The organism is Dactylosporangium sp. CA-139114 (assembly GCF_050955725.1).
Taxonomy (GTDB): domain Bacteria; phylum Actinomycetota; class Actinomycetes; order Mycobacteriales; family Micromonosporaceae; genus Dactylosporangium.
On record NZ_CP192080.1, the window covers coordinates 1442129 to 1465808 of the forward strand.

Below are 23680 nucleotides of genomic sequence, written 5' to 3' on the forward strand. Positions count from 1 at the left end.
CCTCCGCTTCGCTCCGGCCGCACGAGCGTCTCGCTGTGCTGCTGATGAGCGGCCCCTCCGCTTCGCTCCGGACCGCTCATGCCGCGGCCGCCTCGGCCAGCTCCGGCTTCCGCGCGGGGTCCGGCTCCGCCGCGAGGTCGCGGTTGGGCCGCAGCAGCCACCACACGGCGGTGACCCAGAGCCCGGCGAGCACGCAGCTGCCCAGGATGTCGGTGGGATGGTGCATGCCGCGGTACATCCGCGACACCGCCACCCACAGCGGCATGAGCACCGCCGCGGCCACGAACAGCCAGCGCCACCACGCGCGGGTGCGCGGCAGGACGAGCACGGCCGCGGTGGCCCAGATGCAGATCGTCGCCGCGACGTGGCCGGACGGGAAGCTGGAGGTGGGCATCGGCCCGTCCATGTTCTCCACGTCCGGGCGCGCCCGCCCGACGATCGCGGCCGCGCCCAGGAACAGGCTCAGCTCGCCGAACATGACCGTGACGAGAAAGATCACGGGGCGCCAGCGGCGGACGACGGCGAGCGCGAGGGCGCCGATGACCAGGCCGATGGCGAGGATCGCGTGGGTGTTGCCGACCTCGCTGCCGACGATCGTGACGTGGCCGAGCATGTCCGCGCGGTGCCCGGCGAACCAGTGCGGGATCGTGCGGTCGCCCAGGATGTTGCCGTTGCCGTCGCGGTAGTGCGCGAGCGGGAGGCCGAGCGCGACCAGCGCCCCGAACGTCAGCACCCACGCCACGCCGAGCCCGGCGAGCACCCAGGCGCGCCCGTGCCCGGCCCGCTCCGGCTCGTGCGGGTGCTGCTCGGTCGGGCGGAGGTCGTCGGCGGCCTCGGGCTCGAGGCCCTCGGCCAGCGGGGCGGTGACGCTCTGGCCGCGTTCGTACCGCCACAGCTCGAACGCGGCCGCGCAGAGCCCGACCCACGCCACGCCCAGCGACCAGCCGCCCAGCACGTCGGACACGAAGTGCACGCCGAGCGCGAGCCGGCTGAAGCCGATCAGGACCACGATCGCGCCGACGGCGATGAGCACCGGGCGGCGCCACCTGGGCTTGAGCGCCGGGAGGAAGACGAGCAGCAGCGCGGCGTAGCATATGAACGAGTTCAGCGAATGCCCGCTGGGGAAGCTGTTGCCGCCCCCGTGCGCGACGGGCTGCTCGACCACCGGCCGCAGGCGGCCGACGGCGTGCTTGAGCACCGGGTCGAGCACGAGCCCGCCGAGCGCTGTGGCCAGCAGGAAGCCGGTCAGGCGGTATCGGCGGCGCCCCAGCAGTACCGTGGCGGCGATCACGATCAGCCAGGAGAGCACGCCGAAGCTGCCCAGCCGGCTGATCCCGCCCATCAGGTGCACCAGGAACGCGCTCGGCGCGACCCAGGCGTTGAGGCCGTTGGCGACCCCGCGGTCCACGGACTCCAGGGGCAGCCAGCGCACGCGCACGGCGATCACCAGGAGGCTGAACAGCAGGGCCGCGACGCCGAAACTTGTCATTCTGGTCAGAGTCGCCTTGTCACGTCTCACGTTTGCCAACATGCCCAGGATGGGGATTGGCAGAACATGACGAACAACGATCTCCTGAAGTACCTGACGAAGGTCGGGTTCATCGGCTACGGGCTGCTGCACCTCGCCCTCGCCTGGGTCGCCGCGCAGATCGCGTTCGGTCAGGGCGGGCAGGAGGGCGACCAGTCCGGCGCCTTCCAGAAGCTCGCCGAGCAGCCCTTCGGTGAGGTGCTGCTGTGGTTCGTGATCGTCTGTCTCGTGGCCCTCGCGGTGTGGCAGGCCATCCTGGCCGTCTGGGGCCACCGCGACAGCCACGGCAAGGAGCGCGTCTTCGAGCGCGTCTCCTCCGGCGCCCGGGTGGTCGTCTACGGCGCCCTGGCGTGGACGGCGGGCAAGGTGGTGCTCGGCGCGCCCGCGTCCAGCGCCAACCAGCAGCAGGCGGCGGCCGCCGGGATCATGGCCAAGCCCGCGGGGGCGTGGCTGGTCGGGCTGGCCGGGCTCGTCGTGCTCGGGTTCGGCATCGGGATGATGTGGTACGGCCTCAAGCGCAAGTTCGCCAAGAAGCTGCGCCTCGCCGGGGCGCACGGGCGCCAGGCGGCCATCCGCGCGGGGCAGATCGGCTATGCGGCCAAGGGTATCGCCTTCGGCATCGTGGGCTATCTGCTGATCGACGCGGCGGTCACCAACGACCCCGGCAAGTCGCGGGGCCTCGACGCGGCCCTGCACACCCTCGCCGGGCAGCCGTTCGGCAAGTTCCTGCTCCTCGCCGTCGCGCTCGGCGTGGCCGCGTTCGGCGTCTACTGCTTCTTCCAGGCCAAGTACCGCAAGGTCGGCTCGTGAGCGTCCGGTCGGCGGTGGTGATCAACCCGTCGAAGGTCCTCGACCTCGACGAGCGCCGCCGTGAGCTGTGCGGGGCGCTCGCCGAGGCCGGCTGGCCCGAGCCGCTGTGGCTGGAGACGACGCCCGAGGACCCGGGCTGCGGCATGGCCCGCGAGGCCGCGGCGGCCGGGGTGGAGGTCGTGCTCGTCTGCGGCGGCGACGGCACCGTGATGGCGGTCGCCGGGGAGCTGGCCGGCACCGACATCGCGGTCGCGCTCGTGCCCTCCGGCACCGGCAACCTGCTCGCCACCAACCTCGGCATCCCGCGCGACGTCGCCGAGGCGGTCGCGGTCGCCATCACCGGCACGCGGCGCCGCATCGACGTGGGGGAGGTCGAGGGCGTGGGCGTGTTCGCCGTGATGGCGGGCATGGGCTTCGACGCGGCGATGGTCGGCGACACGCCCGACACGGCCAAGGCGCGCTTCGGCTGGGCCGCCTACGTCGCGACCGGGCTGCGCAATCTCACCCGCCACCGGGCCTCGGTGCGCATCCGCCTCGACGGCGGGCGTTGGCTGCACCGGCGGGCCACCAGCGTGCTCGTCGCCAACGTCGGAAGGCTGCAGGGCGGGCTGCCGCTGCTGCCCGACGCCGAGCCGGACGACGGCTGCCTGGACGTCGCGGTGCTGACTCCCCGCCACGTGGGGGACTGGGTGCGGCTGGCGGGTGGCGTACTGCTCCGGCGCGGCCCGGCCACGCACGGGCTGGAGACGTTCCGGGCGCGATCCGTCGAGATCCACGCGGCGCGGGACGAGCCGCGGGAGCTCGACGGGGACGTGATCGCGCCCGCGCGGCGGCTGGCCGCACGTGTCCGGCCCGGAGCGCTGGTCGTCTGCGTGCCGTGAGCGATCCGGGCTACGCGCCCGGATTGTCGTCTTCGCGGCGTTTCAGGTCTTCCTCCCACCGGCGCAGCAGCTCGGCGTCCTTGCGCGACTGGGCCGTGTCGATGCCGCGCAGGAAGTCGGGGTCGTCGTCGGGGGCGGCCACCTTCTTGCGGGCCCGCCCGCCCGCGACGACGCCCGCGCGCTGTTCCAGCGACACCGGGCGCCCGGCGAAGAACCACGCCACGGGGCCGACGACCGGCACGAGCAGGATCACGAGCACCCACACGGGCCGGGGCAGCCCGCGGATGTCCTCGCGCTCCGAAGAGAGGCAGTCGATCAGCGCGTACAGCGTCACGACCAGCACGATCAAGAAGGGCAGTGCGCGTCCCATGGCGCCATCATGACGCAGCAACGGGGGTCATGACACCAGCAAGAGGGTGCCCATCGCGCAGTACAGCAGGATGAGCGCGACCATCCACGGCAGTTCCCGCCCGATCGGGGTGGCCACCGACCGCATCCGGCGCAGCGCGAGCGCCACGGCGGCGGCCCAGACCAGCCCGACGGCGGCGAGGGCGCACGCGGCCGCCAGATCTCGCAGGTGTACCGCGGCCAGCCGGGCGAGCAGCAGCGCGACCGCCGTCACCGAGACCAGCGTCCGCCGCCACGACAGCTGGGTGCGCTCGAGCTGGGCGCCCGGGGGCGTGTCGCTCACAGCAGCGTGGCGAGCAGCAGCGCGGCCGCGCCCGCGGTGACCACGAGCGCGAGGATGGCCGGGAAGCGTGAGGGTGGCAGCGCCTCGCCCTTGCGCATCGCCTTCTCGCTGCGGGCCCAGTGGTCGATCGCCCGGACCGCGACGAGGCCCCCGAGTGCGAGCAGTGAGACCGAGATCACGATGCGCAGGCGGTGCTCGGGCAGGAACTGCGCGACCGCGAGCCCGCCGCCGATCAGCGCCAGCGCGGTGCGCATCCAGGCCAGGAACGTGCGCTCGTTCGCCAGCGAGAAGCGGTAGTCGGGGGTGGTGCCCTCCGAGCGGACCTCGTCCGGGTCGAACCAGGATCGGATCGCCGACCACATGGTCATGGCTCGTCAGTCCCCCTCACTACAGTCGCCTCGTGCTCCGTACGACGCTCGCCGGGCTGCGTGCTCACAAGGTACGTCTTGTGCTGAGCGCCGTCGCCGTCATGATCGGTGTGGGATTCCTCGCGGGGACCCTCGTCTACGGCGACACGGCGCGCGCGGCGTTCTTCGACGACCTCGCCCGGGCGGCCCGCAACGTGGACGCGTCGGCCGGCCCGGCGTGGGTGCCGTTCGGCGAGCAGTCCTCCGGGTTCAGCGAGAGCAGCCGCCGCCTCGGCCTCGAGGACCTCGACGCGGTGCGTGGCCTGCCGCAGGTGGCCCGCGCGGACGGGCGGATGGCGGAGCGGCTGTCGATGCTCGACCCGCACGGGCGCCTGATCGCCAACTTCGGCAAGGTCGGCTGGGCCGTGTCCACGCCCGGCGAGCCGAGCCTGAGCATGTTCGACGTGGCCGGCGGCCGTCTGCCGCGGCGCGACGGCGAGATCGCGATCGACGCGTCGACGGCCCGGGCCTACGGCTTCCGCGCCGGCGACGCCGTGCACGTGATCGGCGTCGACGGCCGCGAGGTCACGCTGACGCTGGTCGGCTCGTTCGACCTCGGCGCGAACAAGCGCTTCGCGGGCCTGAGCGTCGCCGCGCTCACCCCCGGTGACATGCGCTCGGTCGCGGGCGCGTACGGCTACGCCGAGGTCGTCGCGGCCGCGCGGCCGGGCGTGGGCGAGGACGCGCTCGCCGCCGCGCTGCGCGAACGGCTCGGCCCCCGGGCGCGGGTCCTCGGCGGCGAGCGGCTGCGCGAGGTGTACGCGACGGCGGCGGCGAAGTACGTCAACGGCTTCCTGGTCGTGCTCTTCGCCTTCGGCCTCGTCGCGCTCGCGGTGTCGGTCTTCGTGATCGCCAACACGTTCTCGATCCTCGTCGCCCAGCGCGTGCGGGAGCTGGCCCTGCTGCGCTGCGTGGGCGCGTCCCGCCGGCAGCTGTTCGGCTCGGTGGTGCTCGAGGCGCTCGCCGTGGGCCTCGTGGCCTCCGTGGGCGGGCTCGCGATCAGCGTGGCGATCGGCTGGGTGCTGCTGGTCGGCCGCGACGCGCTCGGCAAGTCGGTGCGCGTCGAGCACCTCGTCGTCAGCCCCGCCACGGTGCTCGCCGCGCTGCTCGCGGGCACCCTGTGCACCGTGCTGGCGTCGCTGCTGCCCGCGCGCACCGCGAGCCGGGTCCCGCCGATGGCCGCGCTGTCGGCGGCGCCGCTGGAGGCGGCCGTGCCCGGGCACCGGCGCTCGCGGCTGCGGGCGGCCCGGATCCTGGCCGGCGGCGGGGCGCTGCTCGTCGCGGGCGGCACGCGGGCGCCGGGGTTCCTGGGGCTGCCGGTGGTGTTCCTGGGCGCCATCGGGCTGTTCGCGGCCGCGGTCGCCGCGGGGCCCTTCGTCATCGGCCCGCTCACGGCCTGGGTGGGGTGGCTGCCGGCCCGCGTCCTCGGTGCGCCCGCGCGGCTGGCCGTGCAGGAGGCACGGCGCAACCCGAAGCGGGTCGCGGCGACCACGGGCGCGCTGACGGTCGGGCTGGCGTTGATGAGCCTGTTCGCGGTACTGCTGGCCACGACCCGCGCCCAGTCCGAGCGCGAGCTCGACGAGAACTTCGCGGTCGACTACGTCGTCACCGGCGGCTTCGTGTTCAACGAGCGCACCCCCGCCGTGCCCGCCCCCGTGGTCGACGCGCTGCGCGGGCGCCCCGAGTTCGCCGCCGTGGCCGCCGCGCGCGCCCACCGGACCGAGGTGCGGGGCCGGCCCACCGAGGCGTGGTCCATGGAGCCCGGCGCGCTGGACACCGTGCTGCGCCCGGAGGTCATGCGGGGCTCGGTCGCGGGCTTCGGGCCCGGCACCGTGGCGCTGAAGGGCTCCCTCGCGGATGCGGTGGGCGCCGGGGTCGGGGCCCGGATCACGCTGGAGGGCCGCCCGCTGCGCGTGATCGCCGTCTACGACGACGCGCCCTCGACCGGCGAGATCCTGCTGGACTGGAGCGACTACGCGGCCGTGTTCGGCGCCGGCGGGCCCGACTCCGTGCTGGTCAAGGCCGCGGAGGGGGTGCCGGCGGAGACGGCGCGGGCGGCGGTGGACGGTGCCGTGCGCGAGCGGACCCGGCTGCAGGTGTCCAGCCAGGCCGAGTGGCGGGCCAAGGTGACCGAGAGCCTCGACCGCCAGCTGCTGGTCTTCTCGGCGCTGCTGGGCATGTCGATCGTCATCGCGCTGGCCGGCATCGCCAACACGCTCGCGCTCTCGGTGCTGGAGCGCACCCGGGAGACGGCCCTGCTGCGCGCCCTCGGCCTGTCGCGCGGGCAGCTGCGGGGGATGCTGGTGCTGGAGGCGGTGTTCATGGCCGTCATCGGCGCCGTGGCCGGGATCGGGCTGGGGGTGCTCGCGGGGTCGGCGGCGGCCTTCGGGCTCATCGGGCAGTACGGCCACGGTCACCCCGTGATCCCGGTGGGCCGGTTGGGCTCGTATGCCCTGCTCGCCACGGCCGCGGCGGCGCTCGCCGCGCTGCTGCCGGCTACTGCCTCGGCGCGTGCCACAGTTCGCGAACGGCGTCGGAGACGCAGCACTCCCGCAGGCGTCCGCACGTGCACAGATGGTCGTCCGGGGCCTCGCGGCGCCGGTGTGTGACCAATTCCGCAGCGTGCTGGGCGACCGCCGCCGACAGCGGGCGTTGCGGCTCGAAGATGACCGTTTTAGGCGACATTTCACCCACCCCCGCGGTCCAGGGTGCGCCCGATTCGTGACGCTTTTCACCCGCACCGCGAACCTACTGCCCAGTAACATACGGGAGGGCAACCTAGTACCACTTCCCTTGAGCCGTAACGTGGGGCGCATGTCACCAGCGACGGCGCGGTGACTGTCAAGCAGGAGGACCTCGGACCACGATGAAGATCGTCGTACTCGTCAAGCAGGTGCCGGACTCCGGTGCGGAGCGCAACCTGCGCAGTGACGACAACACCGTCGACCGCGCATCGGCGAACAATGTGATCAACGAGATGGACGAGTACGCCATCGAGGAGGCGCTGCGCCTCCAGGAGGCGCACGGCGGCGAGGTCGTCGTGCTGACCGTCGGTCCCGACCGCGCCACGGAGTCGATCCGCAAGGCGCTGTCGATGGGCCCGGACTCGGCCGTCCACGTCGCCGACGACGCGCTGCACGGTTCGTGCGCGGTCGCCACGTCGAAGGTGCTCGCCGCGGCGATCGCCCGGCAGAACGCCGACCTGGTCATCTGCGGCGCCGAGTCGACCGACGGCCGCGTGCAGGTCATGCCGCACATGATCGCCGAGCGGCTGGGCATCGCCGCGCTCACCGGCGCGCGCAAGGTCACCGTCGAGGGCTCACAGCTGACGATCGAGCGGCAGACCGACGAGGGCTACGAGGTCGTCACCGCCGCGACCCCCGCGATCGTGAGCGTCTGGGACACGATCAACGACCCGCGGTACCCGTCGTTCAAGGGCATCATGGCGGCCAAGAAGAAGCCGCTGGAGACCCTGTCGCTGGCCGACCTGGGCGTCGAGGCCGGCGAGGTGGGCTTCGACGGCGCGACGAGCGCCGTGGTCGAGCACAGCAAGCGCCCGCCCCGCCAGGCCGGCAACAAGGTCGACGCGGGCGACGACGGCGGCGTGAAGCTCGTCGAGTACCTCGCCTCCGAGAAGTTCGTGTAAGGGGAGACGTCACATGGCTGAAGTTCTGGTCGTCGTCGAGAGTTTGAAGAAGGTCACTCTCGAGATGCTCACCCTCGCCCGCACGCTGGGCGGCGACGTCTCCGCGGTCGTGTTCGGGGACCCGGCCCCGGTCGCGGACAAGCTCGGCGAGTACGGCGCCGCGAAGATCTACGCCGCGTCCGGCGCGGACCTCGACGAATACCTGGTCGCGCCCAAGGCCACCGTCCTGGCCGAGCTCATCCAGCGCGTCTCCCCGTCGGCGGTCCTGCTCGCCTCCTCCCAGGAGGGCAAGGAGATCGCGGCCCGCGTCGCGGTCAAGCTGGACAACGGCGTGCTGACCGACGTGGTCGGGCTGGACGCCGACGGCACGGCCACGCAGGTCGTCTTCGCCGGCTCCACGATCGTCAAGTCCAAGGTCACCAAGGGCCTGCCGATCGTCACCGTCCGGCCCAACTCCCTCACGCCCACCCCCGCGCCCGCCACCCCGTCGGTGGAGGCCGTGGAGGTCAACGTGACCGACCGCGACCGCCTCGCGAAGGTCGTGGAGCGCAAGGTCGAGGCCAAGGGCGCCCGCCCGGAGCTGGCCGAGGCCTCGATCGTCGTCTCCGGCGGCCGCGGCTTGGCCAGCGCGGACAACTTCAAGCTGGTCGAGGAGTTCGCCGACCTGCTCGGCGGCGCCGTCGGCGCCTCGCGTGCCGCCGTCGACTCCGGCTTCTACCCGCACCAGTTCCAGGTGGGCCAGACCGGCAAGACGGTCTCGCCGCAGCTGTACGTCGCTCTGGGCATCTCGGGCGCGATCCAGCACCGTGCGGGCATGCAGACGTCGAAGACGATCGTCGCGGTCAACAAGGACCCGGAGGCGCCGATCTTCGAACTCGCCGACTTCGGCGTGGTGGGCGACCTGTTCAAGGTCGTGCCGCAGGCGGCGGACGAGATTCGCAAGCGCAAGTAACAGCCCTGTACGCGTAGCGCCCGCCGCCCTGATCCGCGGCGGGCGCTTTCGTGTGTTCGTGTGTTCGTGGCTTTTGTTCGTGGCTTTTTCAGCGCAGGGTGCCCCGCAGCATGCTCAGCCCGGAGTGCGCGGCATTGCCGTCGTGCGGTTCGACCGAGATGTCGATGATGTCGTACCTCGACAGATCCAGCGACGCCGGCACCGTCAGCTCGGACTCCTTGCCGAGCACCCCGAGCGCCTCCATGCGCACGGTGGGTTCGTCCCGGTCCAGCAGCCACGCCTCGTAGTCGGCATCGTCCCGCACGGGCATCCCCTCGGCGTGCACGACGAGCCGCCGCTCCCCGTCGACCACACGCAGGCACGCGTACCCGCCGGCCCCCGCGGGCGCGCCCGGGAGCGGCTGGAGCGTGACGCGCGCGTCCTGCGCCCGGCAGCCGGCTGCGGTCTCGCCGCGCCGCAGCCACATTGCCGTGCCTCCGGCCGCGAGCAGCCCCCCGACGACGGCCGCCGCGGCTGCGACCGTGACGGTGACCCGCCACCGAGGGCTCCTCTGCCGCTTCCGCGCGCCGGTTCCGCCCGGCTCTCGCGCCTTCGCGCCGCCCGGAGCCGCCGCGAGTTCGGGCCGGGCGGGCAAGTCGTCTGGGGCTGCCGCGGGTTCGGGCCGGGCGGGTGGCGGGCCGCTGTGCAGGTCGTCTGGAGCTGTCGCGGGTTCGGGCCGGGCGGGTGGTGCGTCGCTGTGCAGGTCGTTTGGGGCTGCCGCGGGTTCGGGTCGGGCGGGTGGCGGGTCGCTGTGCAGGCTCACGGCGGGCGGGGGCTGGTTCCGGCCGGACGCGGCGAGCTCCGCGCGGATGCGTTGCCAGACGTGCTCCGGTGGCGGCGGGAGCGCACGCAGCCGCGAGGCCTGCCGCCCCAGCCCGGCGACGTTGCGCAGCGAGTCCATCTCCGCGCGGCACTGCTCACAGGCGTCGAGGTGCCCGGTCTCGTGCTGCTCGACGGTCTCTTCACCGAGCGCCAGGAGTACCAGCCGCTCGGGCTCCAGATGCGGCACCGTCCACCTCCCATCGGCTGCGCAGCCGGGCCATCCCGCGCCGCAGGTGGCTCTTGACGGTGCCGAGGGGCAGGCCGGTGAGCGCGGCGATCTGAGGATGGGTCAGGTCGTCGTAGAACGCCAACTCGAGCACGCGCCGCTGCTCGCCCGGGAGCCGGGCCATCTCGTCGGCGAGCACGAGCCGATCGACGATGCGCTCCGGCGGCGCGTCCCCGGCCCCGTCGCGCTCGGGCACGGCCAGCCGCCGGATCGCCTCGCCGATACGCCCGTCCCGCGCGGACGCGCGGATCTGGTCGACCACCTTGCGCCGGGCGATGCCGAGCAGCCAGCCGAGCATGGACCCGCGCGCGGGATCGAACCCCTCGCGCCCGAGCCACGCCGCGACGAACACGGCCTGCGTGACGTCCTCGGCGTCGGTGACGCTGCCGACGCCGCGCACCGCGAGGTGATACACCGCCGGGCCGAACTGCTCGTACGCCGCGCGCAGAGCCCGCTCGTCCCCGGCCCGGAACCGCTCCGCGAACCCGTCGTCGCGCTCGTCCAGCGCGTCCGGCGCGCGGACGCCGCTGTTCGACACCTCGCGCCTGCTGTCGTGCTGCTCCTCAGGCCCTGCGAGGCCGGCGTCGTGCTGCTTTTGAGGCCCTGTGAGGCTGGCGTCGTGCTGTTTCTGGGGCCCTGTGAGGCCGGCGTCGCGCGCTTCGGGGATTTCGCGTTCTTCGGGGATGTCGCGTGCTTCGGGGCCGGCCTCCCACGAGCTGCCGTTGTGCCGGTCGTGCGCGGTCGCGTTCCGCCGGTCGGCCGGCGGCTCGTCGGCGCGCGGAGGCGGGAGGAGGCCTCCGTCGCGCGGGGCGGGTTCGTCCGGGGTGCGGGACGGCCCGGCGAAGCCCTCGCGCGGGTTGGGTTCGTCCGGGGTGCGGGACGGCCCGGCGAAGCCCTCGCGCGGGTTGGGTTCGTCCGGGGTGCGGGACGGCTCCGCGAAGCCGTCGTCGCCGCGCGGGCGCCGGGCGTTCACCGGGGCCCGCCCGGATGCCGCGGTCGCCACCATCGCACGGGCACGTCCTGAAGCTAGCGCAGTCACGGGGGGAGTTCCTGACCGAGCATTCGGCGCCCGGGGGCGCCGCGGATGCGGCGAGCGACGAAAATCTCTTCAGATGGCGAGAATGAGGGCGCACCGCGCTGTCATCATCACGCTTCGTGACCAGCTCGCCGCGTCCGGGTGGCCGGACCGGGGCCGCGACCAGCATTGTTCCGAATCGATGGGTCGGCCGCGTCCGCGCGGGATCGCGTGCGCCCGTTACAGCCGGTGCCCTCACCCGGGCGGTCGGGCGCCGCCGGCGCGCGGGAGCGTGGCGATCGCCGACCCACCGGACGGAAGGTAAGGGGTGCCCGGCCGTTAGGCTTGGCCTCGATGCCGTACCTCGACCACGCCGCCACCACGCCGATGCTCCCGGAGGCGCTCGACGCCTACGTCGCCACCGCGCGCGAAGTCGGCAACGCCTCGTCGTTGCACGCCCCCGGCCGCCTCGCCCGCCGCCGGGTCGAGGAGTCGCGCGAGCGGATCGCCGCCTCGCTGGTGGCTCGGCCCTCGGAGGTGATTTTCACCGGCGGCGGCACCGAGAGCGACAACCTCGCCGTCAAGGGCATCTTCTGGGCCCGCCGCGCCGCCGACGCGGGCCGTAGGCGCGTGGTCGCGAGCTCCGTCGAGCACCATGCCGTGCTCGACTCCGTGGCCTGGCTCGAGGACCACGAGGGCGCCGCGGTCACCTGGCTGCCGGTCGACGCGTCCGGGCGCGTCCACCCGGAGGCGCTGGAGGAGGTCCTGGCCGGCGGTGACGTCGCGGTCGTCACCTCCATGTGGGCCAACAACGAGGTCGGCACCGTCCAGCCCGTCGCCGAGCTGGCCGCGCTGGCCGCCCGCGCGGGCGTGCCCTTCCACACCGACGCGGTGCAGGCCGTCGGCCAGGTGCCCGTCGACTTCGCCGCCAGCGGCGCGGCCGCGCTCACCGTCAGCGGCCACAAGCTCGGCGGCCCCATCGGCGCGGGCGCCCTGCTGCTCGGCCGCGAGATCGACTGCACGCCGCTGGCGCACGGCGGCGGCCAGGAGCGCGACGTGCGCTCCGGCACCCTCGACGTGCCGGCCATCGTCGCGTTCGCGGTCGCCCTGGAGCTGTCGGTCAAGACCCAGCGCGAGTCGGCCGAGCGGATCGGGCGCCTGCGGGACGCTCTCGTGGAGCGGGTCTGCGCGGCCGTACCGGAGGCCATCCTCAACGGCGACCCGTCCGACCGCCTGCCGGGCAACGCGCACTTCTCCTTCCCCGGCTGCGAGGGCGACGCGCTGCTGCTGCTCCTGGACGCCCAGGACATCGCCTGCTCGACGGGTTCGGCCTGCTCGGCGGGGGTCGCGCAGCCCTCCCACGTACTCCTGGCCATGGGCGCCGACGACGCGCGGGCGCGCTCCTCGCTGCGCTTCACGCTGGGCCACACGTCGACCATGGCGGACGTGGACGCGCTGGTCGCGGCGCTGCCCGCGGCCGTGGAGCGGGCCCATCGGGCGGCGACGAAGAGCCGCTGACGCTCCCCGCGCGCGGATGCGTCGGCCGGCCGCCGAAGGCGCTGCTCAACAACGCCCGACCCGGGCATCCGCGCGTCCGCGCGCCCCGGCATCTCCGCGGCGGCGACAGCCGGCGCTGCCCGCGCTCGCGTCCCGCGCGGTCGCGTGAGCTGGCGCTGGCCGTTCTCGCGCTCCGCGCGGTCGCGTGCGTGTCGCGAGGAGCGTGCGGTGTCGCCATGGGCGCTGGTGGGTGGCGCACACGGCGCCCGCGGGCGCGGTCTCGCGCGGTCGCGTGGGCCGGCGCTGCCCGCGCTCGCGTCCCGCGCGGTCGCGTGAGCTGTCGCTGGCCGTTCTCGCGCTCCGCGCAGTCGCGTGCGTGTCGCGAGGAGCGTGCGATGTCGCCGTGGGCGCTGGTGGGTGGCGCACACGGCGCACGCGGGCGCGGTCTCGCGCGGTCGCGTGAGCCGGCACAGCCCGCGCTCGCGCCCCGCGCGGTCGCGTGCGTGTCGCCAGGAGCGTGCGGTGTCGCCGAGAGCGCTGGTGAGTGGTGCGCAAGGTGCCCGCGGGTGCGGTCCCGGGCGGTTGCGTGGCCTGGCGCTGCCCGCTGCCCGCTGCCCGCTGTCGCGCTCCGCGCGGTCGCGTGAGCCGGCGCCGGCCGTTCTCGCGCTCCGCGCGGTCGCGTGCGTGTCGGCAGGAGCGTGCGGTGTCGCCATGAGCGCTGGTGGGGTAGGTGGCGCACTCGGCGCCCGCGGGCGCGGTCCCGCGCGGCGGTGCGCCCGGAATCGATCAACGCGAGAGCGGTTGAGTCACGAATCCGGGCGGCGAGCGCGCACGCGGAACGATCTCGGCGACCGGGCCGAACATGGCCGCTGATCAGCCGGAACGACCTCATCCGAACGGCTTCCAGGAGGGTGAGGCGTCGGTGAGAGGCACCGTACGAGGTCGGTCGTCGGGGTGAATCCGATTGGGTGATTCGGCACCGACGGCGGCAAATATGTCCAGCTAGCGCGGCAGCGGGTTTGGTTACGGCCTTTCTTTGACGCATTTCCTGCGCCTTAAGTGGGCCGTTCACCCTATGTTTGCGCCGTGTCTGTCGAAACCCCTTCCATGGATGAAGCAACCGACATCATCGCCAATAACGATCTTTCTTCGCCGGTATTCGTCGATGCTTCGGGTCGCCGGGGAAAGCGAATCCGAATCGTTTTCGGGGTGCTCGCAGCGGCGACGCTCGTCTATGGGGCCCTGGTTGCCACGAGCCTGGCCGGAGGCCCGCTCAAGCCGCAGCAGCTGGTGCCGTTCCCGGATCTGGTGAACAACCTGCCGGTGCTCGACGAGGGGCAGCCCGCGGCGCAGCCGGGTGCCAAGAACACGCCGGCGGTCAAGAAGTCCGCGCTCACCACGGCGAAGAAGATCAACGCGACCGGTCAGCCGGTCCCCGGCGGCGCGCTTCCGGCGCCGTCGGGCACCGTGCCCGGGGGGCCCGGCCCCGGTACGACCGCGACGACACCCCCGCCCGCGGAGGCGACGGACGCCCCGCCGACGACGCAGCCGAGCAGCGGGCCGACGACACAGCCCATGCCCACCGCCACGAAGACCAAGGAGCCGACGACCGACCCGACGACGGCTCAGCCGACGCCGCGCACGAGCGAGGCCGGCACGGCGCTCCCGGGCGAGATCCCGACGACCGGCGCGACGCCGACGCGCTCGGCGGGCACGGTGCCCGTGGGTGAGACGGCGGGCGGGCTCCCGGCCGCGACGCCGATCGCCACGAGCGTCGTCGGCGGCGGCGAGGGCTCCACCGGTACCGTTGCGACACCCAGCGCCACCGCGAGCCTGGGCGCGGCGTGAGCCGCAGGAGGAGGGCCGCGAAGAGCGCGCGGAAGCGGTTCTCGTACCCCCGCCTCGTCTTCGGCATCGTCCTGCTGAGCATGCTCGCGGGCGTGCTGTTCGTCGAGGCGTACGTCAACGCCGAGTTCGCGGCCGACCACAGCGAGAACGCCGGCAGCCAGACGACCGTGCCGCAGGAGATCGTCGACGGCGGCCCGATCATCGACACCCGCAACAACCAGGTGCGCTCCTACGCGATGCCGGACAAGACCATCGCGCTCACGTTCGACGACGGGCCCGACCCGAAGTGGACGCCGCAGATCATGGACGTGCTGCGCAAGCACCAGGTCAACGCGACGTTCTTCGTCGTGGGCACGCAGGTGACCCGGCACGCCGACATCGTGACCGAGCTCGCGCGCGGGGGCGACGAGATCGGCATCCACAGCTTCACGCACCCGCGCCTGGACCAGCTCTCGCAGTGGCAGCGCGAGCTGGAGTACTCCCAGACCCAGCTCGCGGTCGTCAAGGCCACCGGGCAGAAGTCCGCGCTCCTGCGCCTGCCGTACTCCTCCAGCGCCGACGCCATCGACGACGCGAACTGGCCGCTCATCAAGGACGCCGGGCGCCTCGGCTACCTGGCGATCATGACGAGTACCGACAGCCGCGACTGGAGCCGCCCGGGCGTGGACGCGATCGTGCGCGGCGCGACGCCCGAGGGCGACAAGGGCTCGATCGTGCTCATGCACGACGCCGGCGGCGACCGCAAGGAGACCGTCGAGGCCCTCGACCGCTTCATCCCGATGATGCAGCAGCGCGGGTACACCTTCACGACCGTTTCCGGGGCTTTGACCAAGGCCCTCGCCGGGCAGAGCGTCGCGCTCGAGGCCCCCGCGACCCCCACCGATCAGCGCCGCGCCCTCGCGCTCGTCACCGCCGTCTCGGTGGCCGACTGGATCATGGAACTGCTGCGCGTCCTGTTCCTGATCGTTGGCATCCTGACGATCGGCCGCACGGTCGCGCTGTTCCTGCTCGCCGGCCGCCACGCGCGGAAGCGGCGCGCGAAGACGTGGCAGTGGGGCCCGCCGGTCGAGGAGCCGGTGTCGGTCATCGTGCCCGCCTACAACGAGAAGGAGGGCATCGAGGCCGCGGTGCGCTCCCTCGCCGGCGGCGACCACCCCGGCGGCATCGAGGTCGTGGTCGTCGACGACGGCTCGACCGACAACACCTCCGAGCTGGTCGTGGCGATGGGGCTGCCCAACGTGCGCGTCGTGCGCATCCCCAACGGCGGCAAGCCCAACGCGCTCAACGTCGGCGTCGCCCTGGCCAAGCACGACATCATCGTCATGGTCGACGGCGACACCGTGTTCGAGCCGGATTCGGTACGGCACCTCGTCCAGCCGTTCGCCGACCCGTCTGTCGGCGCGGTCGCGGGCAACGTGAAGGTCGGCAACCGCGAGTCCATCGTCGCGCGGTGGCAGCACATCGAGTACGTCATCGGCTTCAACCTCGACCGCCGGCTGTACGACCTCCTGCAGGTCATGCCCACCATCCCCGGCGCCATCGGGGCGTTTCGCCGGCAGGCCCTGCGCGACATCGGCGGCATCAGCCACGACACGCTCGCCGAGGACACCGACGCCACCATGGCGCTGTGCCGCACGGGCTGGCGGGTCGTCTACGAGGAGCGCGCCCGCGCGTGGACCGAGGCCCCGAGCACCCTGCGGCAGCTGTGGCTGCAGCGGTACCGCTGGAGCTACGGCACGATGCAGGCGATGTGGAAGCACCGCCGGTCCATCGTGGACCGCGGCCCGTCCGGACGCTTCGGTCGCGTGGGACTGCCGTTCATCGCGTTCTTCGGCATCGCCCTGCCGCTGCTCGCCCCGCTGATCGACATCCTGCTCGTCTACGGCCTGTTCTTCTCCAGCTGGCAGATCACCACGATCTCGTGGGTCGCCATGTTCCTGATGCAGCTGCTCACCGCGATCGTGGCGTTCCGCCTCGACAAGGAGAGGCTGCGGCCGCTCTGGGTGCTGCCGTTGCAGCAGTTCGTGTACCGCCAGCTGATGTACATCGTCCTCATCCAGTCCCTGGGCACGGCGCTGACCGGCGCCCGGCTGCGGTGGCACAAGCTGCACCGCGCGGGCTCGGCGGGCGCGAGCGCCCCGATCCCGTCCCAGCCCTCGGCACCCGCCGCGCCTGCCGGCCCGGCCGCGTCCGACGGGCTCGCCCCGGAGACGCCGGCCGCGTCCGAGCCCGTCGCGTCCGCGCGCCCGTCCGCGGCTCCCGGGTCCGTCTACAGGACGTCCGCGCACGGCTCGTCGGCCGCGGCTCAGGACGGCGCACCGGTGGTCGGCGACGGCTTCGCCTCGGTGAGCCGCGACGTGACCGCCTCCGCGCGTGGGGGCGGGGACGCGTTCGGGTCCGAACGGGACCGGTCTCGGTCGTGGAGTGACGGCGGCGGGCCCGCGTCCGGACGCGACCGGTCCGGGTTGTGGAACGACGGCGGGTTCGAGTCCGGGCGCCCGCGTCATGAGGCCTCCGCGCGGGGCGATCGCGACGGGTACGGGGCGCGGGGCGGCAATGGCCGCGAATCCGCGTACGGCGGCGGCGAGGGGGCCGGGTCCTGGCGGCGGGGCGATGACGCCTCCGCGCGGGAGCGGGTGCCTGAGGACGGCGAGGGCTCGCAGAGTCGCGGGGTCGCCCAGGTGCCGCAGGCCTCCGCGCCCGGGCATCGGGTTTCCGAGCACACGGCCGTGTTGTACGCGGCGTCGTACTCCTCGGTGCTGCGGTCCCGGGCGGCCGAGGCCGACGGGGAAGAGGACTGAGCGCCTCGGTCCATTCGGCCTCGGCCAGGCGCGGATTGCCGCTCGGTCGAGATCGGGGACCGAGTGCCGCGGTTGCGTTCGGCCTCGGGTGGGCGGAGATCGCCGCCGGCCGGGGTCGAGGGGAGGAGGACTGAGTGTTGCGGTCGCATTCGGCCGTGGTCGTGCGGGGATTGCCGCCCGCTGCGGTCGAAGGGGAGGTGGACTGAGTGCCGCGCATCTCGTTGCGCCGGGGGCTCGGCGCCGCGGCGTTCATCGTGGCGTCGCTCGCGTTGGCCTCGCTTGCGGTACGGGCGCCCGAAGGCGGGGATGCCGGGGGCGTCGAGCAGACCGCGGCGCACGCGTCGCCGGCCGGTGTGCCGACGCCCGGGAACAGTGCGACGGTGCAGAGCAGCCCGGATGGGCGGCGCTCCGTGCGCGTCGGGCCGATGCAGAAGGCCGCCGGGGATCTGTCCGACCCGCAGAAGAAGGACATCGCCATGAGGCTGGTGTCCAGTGCGGAGAACTCGACGCTCGACTGGACGGCGCAGTACGGCTACATCGAGGACATTCACGACGGGCGGGGGTACACGGGCGGGATCGTCGGGTTCTGCAGCGGTACCGGGGACATGCGCGCCGTCATCCAGCGCTACACGGACGCCGCGCCGGGCAACAAGCTCGCGAAGTATCTGCCGGCGCTCAAGCGGCTCAACGGCAGCGCCGCGCACACCGGGCTCGATCCGACGTTCACCGCGGACTGGAAGGCGGCCGCGGCCGATCCCGCGTTCCGGGCCGCTCAGGACGCCGAGCGGGACCGCATGTACTTCAACCCGGCGCTCAGCCAGGCCAAGCAGGACGGGCTGCGGGTGCTGGGACAGTTCATGTACTACGACGCGATCGTGATGCACGGCGCCAACGGACTCGCGAAGCTGCGGCGGGCCGCGGCGGCCAAGGCGGCTCCTCCGGCGCGCGGGGGCGACGAGGCGGCGTACCTCGAGGCCTTCCTCAACGCCCGCGTGGGGCTGATGGAGGCCGAGGAGGCGCACGAGGACGAGAGCCGGGTCGAGGACGCGCAGCGCGTGTTCCTGGCGGCGCGCAACTTCGATCTCGATCCGCCGCTGCGGTGGCGGGTGTACGGGGACACCTACGAGATCTCGGTCTGATCGCCGGCCCACACCCACCCACGCCCACGCGCCGCGTCCGCGCGTGGGCGTGCGGCGTCCGGGCCTCGCGCCCACGTCCACCCGCCGCCCCACGCACCCACGCGCCGCCCCCACGCGCCGAACCCACGCGCCCACGAGCCGCGTCCGCGCCCACGCGTCGTGCCCCACGCCGCGTCCACGCGGGCGTGCGGCGTCCGGGCCTCGCGCCCACGTCCACCCGCCGCCTCCATGCGCCCACGCGCCGGCCGCGCGCGCCCACGAGCCGCATCCCACGCGCCGAACCCACGCGCCCACGAGGCCGCGTCCGCGCCCACGCGTTCCGCCCCACGCCGCGTCCACGCGTCGCCCACGAGCCGCGCCCGCGCCCACGCGTCGTGCCCACGAGCCGGCGCGCCCAGGCGTGATGCCCGCGAGCCGCGGCCACGCGTCGGCAAGGGGCCGAGTCGGCGGCCGTGCGTGGGCATCCAGCGTCCGCGGTGGGGGAGGCGGACGGTGCGGGTTTGTCCTTGCCCCGCGGACCCGGCTGGGCGGTCCTCTCCGGCCGAAGGCCCTCAGGACCGCCCATTTGTCTGGCGGGAGCAACGGTCAGTCACTGACGCGGACCCGAGCCATGGAAAGCCGCCCCGGAAAATACGCCTCCGCGCGCCGGTACGCTGGGAGCGTGAGAGTGCTAGCGGCGATGTCCGGCGGGGTCGACTCGGCCGTTGCGGCTGCTCGGGCGGCTGCGGCCGGGCATGACGTGACGGGCGTGCACCTCGCGCTGGCGCGCAACCCGCAGACCTACCGCACGGGCGCGCGCGGGTGCTGCACGCTCGAGGACTCGCGGGACGCCCGGCGGGCCGCCGATGTGATCGGGATCCCGTTCTACGTGTGGGACATGGCGGAGCAGTTCCATGAGGACGTGGTGGACGACTTCGTCGCGGAGTACGCGGCCGGGCGGACGCCGAACCCGTGCCTGCGGTGCAACGAGAAGATCAAGTTCGCGGCGGTGCTCGATCGCGCGGTCGCGCTCGGGTTCGATGCCGTCGTCACCGGGCACCACGCGCGGCTCGGCGGCGACGGGCTGCTGCGGCGCAGCGTCGACCTGGCCAAGGACCAGTCCTACGTGCTCGCCGTCCTCACGCGCGCGCAGCTGGACCGGGCGATGTTCCCGCTCGGCGACTCGACCAAGGCCGAGGTGCGCGCGGAGGCGGCCGCGCGCGGGCTCGCCGTCGCCGACAAGCCCGACAGCCACGACATCTGCTTCATCGCCGACGGCGACACCAAGCGCTTCCTCGCGGAGCGGCTCGGGCAGGCGCCCGGTGACATCGTCGACGCCACCAGCGGGGCCGTCATCGGGCGGCACGAGGGCGCCTACGCGTACACGGTCGGCCAGCGCCGCGGGCTCGACCTGCGCGTCTCCGCGCCGGACCGTCAGCCGCGCTACGTGCTGTCGATCACGCCCGTGACGAACACGGTGACCGTCGGGCCCGCGTCCGCGCTCGACGTGTCGACGGTGGTCGGGGAGCGGCCGGTGTGGACGGCACCGTCCGACGGCGCGGTCGCGTGCGAGGTGCAGATGCGCGCGCACGGCGAGACGCTGCCCGCGACCGTGCGGCTCGAGGAGGGCCGCCTCGTCGCCGCGCTCGGGCGCCCCGCGCGCGGGATCGCCACCGGGCAGGCCATCGTCTGCTACGAGCCCTCACCCGAGGGCGACATCGTGCTCGGGTCGGCCACCATCTCGCACACCTCGTGACCATGGAGTGGCAGTGACCTCATTCCCCTGGCCGGTCGGGGCGGCGACCGGCATCGGCTCCATGCCCGGCACCGACGTCGCCGAGGCGCAGCGCGTCGTGCTCGGCGAGTTGCCCGACCTGCCGCACCTGCCGGAGCTGCCCGCGCGGGGGCCCGGGGCGGACATGATCGGGCGCGGAGGCGCGTTCCTGACCGAGTTGCCGATCGAGCTGTACGCCGCGCGGTGGCGTGTCGCGGCGCGGCCCGGCCACGACCTGCGCGTCGCGCGCGACCTGCTCGAACGCGACCTGGACCAGATGACGGAGCAGGCCGGCGAGTTCGCCGGGACGTTCAAGGTGCAGGTGCCCGGGCCGTGGACGCTCGCCGCGTCGCTGGGCCTGCCCATCGGCGGGCAGGTGCTGCGCGATCCCGGCGCCGCGCGCGACCTGGCGGCGTCGCTCGCCGAGGGCGTGCGCCTGCACGTGGCGGAGGTCAAGGCCCGGCTCCCGCACGCGAGCGTGCTGCTGCAGCTCGACGAGCCGTCGCTGCCGGCGGTGCTGGGCGGACGCGTGCCGACCGAGAGCGGGTTCGGGACGCTGCGGTCCGTGGACCCGTCGGTCGCGCGGTCGGCGCTGTCGGCGGTCATCGCCGCGGCCGGGGTCCCGGTCGTCGTGCACTGCTGTGCTGCGTCGGTACCGCTCTCGCTCCTGCGCGAGGCCGGCGCCGTCGGGGTGGCCCTCGACCTGTCGCTGCTGCGCGACCTCGACGCGCTGGGCGAGCAGCTGGACGCCGGGATGGGCCTGTTCGCGGGCGTGTCCGGGAGCACGGCCGCCGCGCAGGCCGACCAGGTGCGCGACCTGTGGCGCAAACTCGGCTTCCCGCCGAAGTCCCTGCCCGCGCAGGTGGTCGTGACGCCGCCGTGCGGACTGCCGGGCGAGGCCCGGATCACTTCCGCGCTCACAGCGGTCCGCGAGGCCGGTCGGCGTCTGACGGCTGACCTGGACTGACGCAGTTTTTGTCGTACCCGCGGGGTAAGTTCTCAGCCATGACCGACGCTGAGTCCGAACCGACCGTCGAGGCGCGTGAGCGGCACGCGGAACTGGCTCGTGAGCTGGACGAGCATCAGTACCGCTACTACGTGCTGCAGGCGCCCGCGGTGGACGACTCGGTCTACGACGGGCTCATGCGCGAGCTGGAGGCGATCGAGCAGCAGTATCCGGCGCTCGTCACGCCGGATTCGCCCAGCCAGCGGGTCGGCGGCACGTTCTCGACCGAGTTCGCCTCCGTCGACCATCGCGAGCGCATGCTCAGCCTCGACAACGCGCTCAACGAGCCGGCGCTGGACGCCTGGGCGGAGCGGGTCGAGCGGGACGCGGGGAGCCCGCCGCGATACCTGTGCGAGCTCAAGATCGACGGGCTGGCGCTGAACCTGACCTACGAGCACGGGCGGCTCACCCGGGCCGCGACCCGTGGCGACGGGCGCACCGGCGAGGACATCACGTTCAACGCCCGCACGATCCGCGAGATCCCCGAGCAGCTGGCCGGCGACGACGTGCCCGAGCTGCTGGAGGTGCGCGGCGAGGTGTTCTTCACGCTGGAGGGCTTCCAGGAGGTCAACGCGGCCCAGGTGGCGGCGGGGGAGCGGCCGTTCGCCAATCCGCGCAACGCGGCCAGCGGCAGCCTGCGCCAGAAGGACCCGCACATCACGGCGAGCCGGCCGATGCGGATGCTGGTGCACGGGTTCGGCGCGCGGGAGGGGTTCAACCCGGCCAGCCAGTCCGAGGCCTACGAGCTGATGCGCGCGTGGGGCCTGCCGACCTCGGCCCGATACCGGGTGTGCGAGGACATGGCGGGGGTGCGGGCGTATATCGCGGAGTACGGGGAGCGGCGGCACAAGCTCGAGCACGAGATCGACGGCGTGGTCGTGAAGATCGACCAGATGTCGATCCAGCGCCGGCTCGGCTCGACGAGCAAGGCGCCGCGGTGGGCGATCGCGTTCAAGTATCCGCCCGAGGAGGCGATGACCAAGCTCCTCGACATCCAGGTCAACGTCGGGCGGACCGGGCGCGTCACGCCGTTCGCGGTGATGGAGCCGGTCTTCGTCGGCGGGGTCACGGTGCGGCAGGCGACCCTGCACAACGCGCAGGAGGTCGTGCGCAAGGGGGTGCTGATCGGCGACACGGTCGTGATCCGCCGCGCGGGCGAGGTGATTCCCGAGGTGCTCGGCCCGGTCGTGGAGCGCCGCGACGGCTCCGAGCACGCGTTCGTGATGCCGGCTGAGTGCCCGTCGTGCGGGACGGCCCTCGCCCCGGGCAAGGAGGGCGACGTCGACATCCGCTGCCCCAACGCCCAGCACTGCCCGGCCCAGCTGCGCGAGCGGCTCTTCGGGCTGGCCGCCCGCGGTGCCCTCGACATCGAGGCGCTCGGCTGGGAGGCGGCCGCGGCGCTGCTGGAGTCGGTGATCCCCAACGAGAGCGAGCTGTTCGACATCGACGCCGAGCGCCTCGCCAAGTCCCCGTTCTTCGTCAACATGAACGGCGCCCTCGGCACCAACGCGCTCAACCTGCTGGCCAACCTCGAGGAGGTCAAGCAGCGCCCGCTCTGGCGGGTGATCGTCGCGCTGTCCATCCGCCACGTCGGGCCGACCGCCGCCCAGGCCCTGGCCCGTTCGCTCGGGTCGATGGAAGCGATCGCCAACGCGACCACCGAGGAGCTCGTCGCCGTCGAGGGGGTCGGGCCGACGATCGCCCGCGCCGTGCACGACTGGTTCGCGGTCGACTGGCACCGCGCGTGGGTCGAGCGCTGGGCCGCGGCCGGGGTACGCATGGAGGAGGAGCGCGTCGACACCGGCCCGCGCCCGCTCGAGGGCGTGACGGTGGTGGTGACGGGGTCGCTGGAGCGGTATTCGCGCGACCAGGCCACCGAGGCGGTGACCTCCCGCGGCGGCAAGGTCTCGGGCTCCGTGTCGAAGAAGACGCACTTCGTGGTCGTGGGGGAGTCGCCGGGCTCGAAGGCGGAGAAGGCGGCGTCGCTGAAGGTGCCGATCCTGGACGAGGCGGGGTTCGACGTCCTGCTCACCGAGGGCCCGGACGCCGCGCGGGCGGCGGCTCAGCCGGCGGACGAGGAGGCGGCAGCGGACGCCGAGGCCGCCGCGAAGGCGGAGGCCGCGGCAGCCGAGTAGGGCGCGGCGGCTTGTCACGCCCGAGCAGGCGTGGCGCATGGGTTCGGCGTCGGTCGGCTGCCGTGCACGGGCAGGGCCGGGCGTTGCGGATGGGCGCCGCAGCCGAGTAGGGCACGACGGCTGCTCATGGCCGGGTGTGAAGCGTCGGCTGGCTCAGGCGGACGGTGCGCACGGGGAAGGGCCTGGCCGCTGCGGTGGAGGCGGAGGGCGGCGGCTCCAAAGCTATCCGCGGCCGCGCGGGCCGTGGGCCGGCCCGGGTGTCGCGAACTCCGGACTTCGGCCTGGCTCGGCGGGTCAGGACCAAGCCAACGGGCAGCACCCAGCGCCGGCGACTGCCCCCAGCGCCCGCGGACGGAGCGGGTGGCGGCTCAGCCGGTGGGCGCCGCAGCAGAAGCGGAGAGCGGCGGCGGCCGAGTAGGGGTGCGGCGACCTCCCGCGCCTGGGCAGGAGCGGCCGTGGGGTCGCTCAGGCCGGCGCCGCGCAT

General features: G+C 73.8%; 18 protein-coding genes. 12 read left to right on the forward strand and 6 right to left on the reverse strand.

Annotated features, from left to right (window positions below):
- Positions 1 to 76: 76 nt before the first annotated feature.
- Positions 77 to 1489 carry a phosphatase PAP2 family protein gene (locus ACQP2P_RS06480; protein WP_433614020.1) on the reverse strand — a complete coding sequence of 471 codons (1413 nt, stop codon included), beginning with the start codon at positions 1487 to 1489 and terminating at the stop codon, positions 77 to 79.
- 66 nt (positions 1490 to 1555) lie between these two features.
- Here ACQP2P_RS06480 and ACQP2P_RS06485 point away from each other — a divergent pair, with 66 nt between their 5' ends.
- Both ACQP2P_RS06485 and ACQP2P_RS06490 read left to right on the forward strand, forming a co-directional pair.
- A complete protein-coding gene (locus ACQP2P_RS06485; protein ID WP_433614021.1) occupies positions 1556 to 2338 on the forward strand; it encodes a DUF1206 domain-containing protein in 783 nt (260 codons plus the stop codon).
- On the forward strand, positions 2335 to 3219 hold the full coding sequence (locus ACQP2P_RS06490; protein WP_433614022.1) for a diacylglycerol/lipid kinase family protein: 885 nt from the start codon (positions 2335 to 2337) through the stop codon (positions 3217 to 3219). Before ACQP2P_RS06485 ends, ACQP2P_RS06490 begins: the two co-directional genes overlap by 4 nt.
- A gap of 10 nt (positions 3220 to 3229) precedes the next feature.
- Here ACQP2P_RS06490 and ACQP2P_RS06495 read toward each other — a convergent pair whose 3' ends face one another.
- From ACQP2P_RS06495 to ACQP2P_RS06505, 3 genes are read right to left on the reverse strand one after another with little or no spacing between them, the layout of a single operon-like run.
- On the reverse strand, positions 3230 to 3589 hold the full coding sequence (locus ACQP2P_RS06495) for a PLDc N-terminal domain-containing protein (protein WP_433614023.1): 360 nt from the start codon (positions 3587 to 3589) through the stop codon (positions 3230 to 3232).
- Between the two features lie 27 nt (positions 3590 to 3616).
- Positions 3617 to 3910, reverse strand: coding sequence for a DUF202 domain-containing protein (locus tag ACQP2P_RS06500; protein ID WP_433614024.1), 294 nt, complete (start codon positions 3908 to 3910; stop codon positions 3617 to 3619).
- Complete coding sequence (locus ACQP2P_RS06505; protein ID WP_433619009.1) at positions 3907 to 4272, reverse strand: YidH family protein; 366 nt, start codon at positions 4270 to 4272, stop codon at positions 3907 to 3909. The genes ACQP2P_RS06500 and ACQP2P_RS06505 overlap by 4 nt, the downstream gene beginning before the upstream one ends.
- Positions 4273 to 4310: 38 nt before the next feature.
- On the opposite strand from ACQP2P_RS06505, the gene ACQP2P_RS06510 reads away from it, so the two are divergent.
- From ACQP2P_RS06510 to ACQP2P_RS06520, 3 genes are all read left to right on the forward strand, one after another.
- Positions 4311 to 6926, forward strand: a complete 2616-nt coding sequence (locus ACQP2P_RS06510) for an ABC transporter permease (protein WP_433614025.1) — start codon at positions 4311 to 4313, stop codon at positions 6924 to 6926.
- Positions 6927 to 7183: 257 nt separating this feature from the next.
- Positions 7184 to 7963, forward strand: a complete 780-nt coding sequence (locus ACQP2P_RS06515; RefSeq protein WP_433084137.1) for an electron transfer flavoprotein subunit beta/FixA family protein — start codon at positions 7184 to 7186, stop codon at positions 7961 to 7963.
- A gap of 13 nt (positions 7964 to 7976) precedes the next feature.
- Complete coding sequence (locus ACQP2P_RS06520) at positions 7977 to 8915, forward strand: electron transfer flavoprotein subunit alpha/FixB family protein (protein ID WP_433614026.1); 939 nt, start codon at positions 7977 to 7979, stop codon at positions 8913 to 8915.
- Positions 8916 to 9003: 88 nt separating this feature from the next.
- Here ACQP2P_RS06520 and ACQP2P_RS06525 read toward each other — a convergent pair whose 3' ends face one another.
- Positions 9004 to 9963 (reverse strand): anti-sigma factor domain-containing protein, encoded by a 960-nt coding sequence (locus ACQP2P_RS06525; protein ID WP_433614027.1) that lies wholly within the window; start codon positions 9961 to 9963, stop codon positions 9004 to 9006.
- On the reverse strand, positions 9917 to 10507 hold the full coding sequence (locus tag ACQP2P_RS06530; protein WP_433619010.1) for an RNA polymerase sigma factor: 591 nt from the start codon (positions 10505 to 10507) through the stop codon (positions 9917 to 9919). The genes ACQP2P_RS06525 and ACQP2P_RS06530 overlap by 47 nt, the downstream gene beginning before the upstream one ends.
- Before the next feature lie 864 nt (positions 10508 to 11371).
- Between ACQP2P_RS06530 and ACQP2P_RS06535 the strand changes: the two genes are divergently transcribed.
- The 7 genes from ACQP2P_RS06535 (at position 11372) to ligA (ending at position 23196) form a co-directional block, all read left to right on the forward strand.
- Positions 11372 to 12535 (forward strand): cysteine desulfurase family protein, encoded by a 1164-nt coding sequence (locus ACQP2P_RS06535; RefSeq protein ID WP_433614028.1) that lies wholly within the window; start codon positions 11372 to 11374, stop codon positions 12533 to 12535.
- Positions 12536 to 13723: 1188 nt separating this feature from the next.
- On the forward strand, positions 13724 to 14362 hold the full coding sequence (locus tag ACQP2P_RS06540) for a hypothetical protein (protein WP_433614029.1): 639 nt from the start codon (positions 13724 to 13726) through the stop codon (positions 14360 to 14362).
- Positions 14359 to 17163, forward strand: coding sequence for a glycosyltransferase (locus tag ACQP2P_RS06545; protein ID WP_433614030.1), 2805 nt, complete (start codon positions 14359 to 14361; stop codon positions 17161 to 17163). The genes ACQP2P_RS06540 and ACQP2P_RS06545 overlap by 4 nt, the downstream gene beginning before the upstream one ends.
- Before the next feature lie 206 nt (positions 17164 to 17369).
- Positions 17370 to 18302, forward strand: coding sequence for a chitosanase (locus tag ACQP2P_RS06550; RefSeq protein WP_433614031.1), 933 nt, complete (start codon positions 17370 to 17372; stop codon positions 18300 to 18302).
- 661 nt (positions 18303 to 18963) lie between these two features.
- On the forward strand, positions 18964 to 20037 hold the full coding sequence (mnmA, locus tag ACQP2P_RS06555; protein ID WP_433614032.1) for a tRNA 2-thiouridine(34) synthase MnmA: 1074 nt from the start codon (positions 18964 to 18966) through the stop codon (positions 20035 to 20037).
- A gap of 7 nt (positions 20038 to 20044) precedes the next feature.
- The gene (locus ACQP2P_RS06560; protein WP_433614033.1) at positions 20045 to 21022 is read left to right on the forward strand and encodes a methionine synthase; all 978 of its coding nucleotides are present in this window, start codon (positions 20045 to 20047) and stop codon (positions 21020 to 21022) included.
- A gap of 38 nt (positions 21023 to 21060) precedes the next feature.
- Positions 21061 to 23196 (forward strand): NAD-dependent DNA ligase LigA, encoded by a 2136-nt coding sequence (gene ligA / locus ACQP2P_RS06565; RefSeq protein ID WP_433614034.1) that lies wholly within the window; start codon positions 21061 to 21063, stop codon positions 23194 to 23196.
- Positions 23197 to 23680 lie beyond the last annotated feature (484 nt).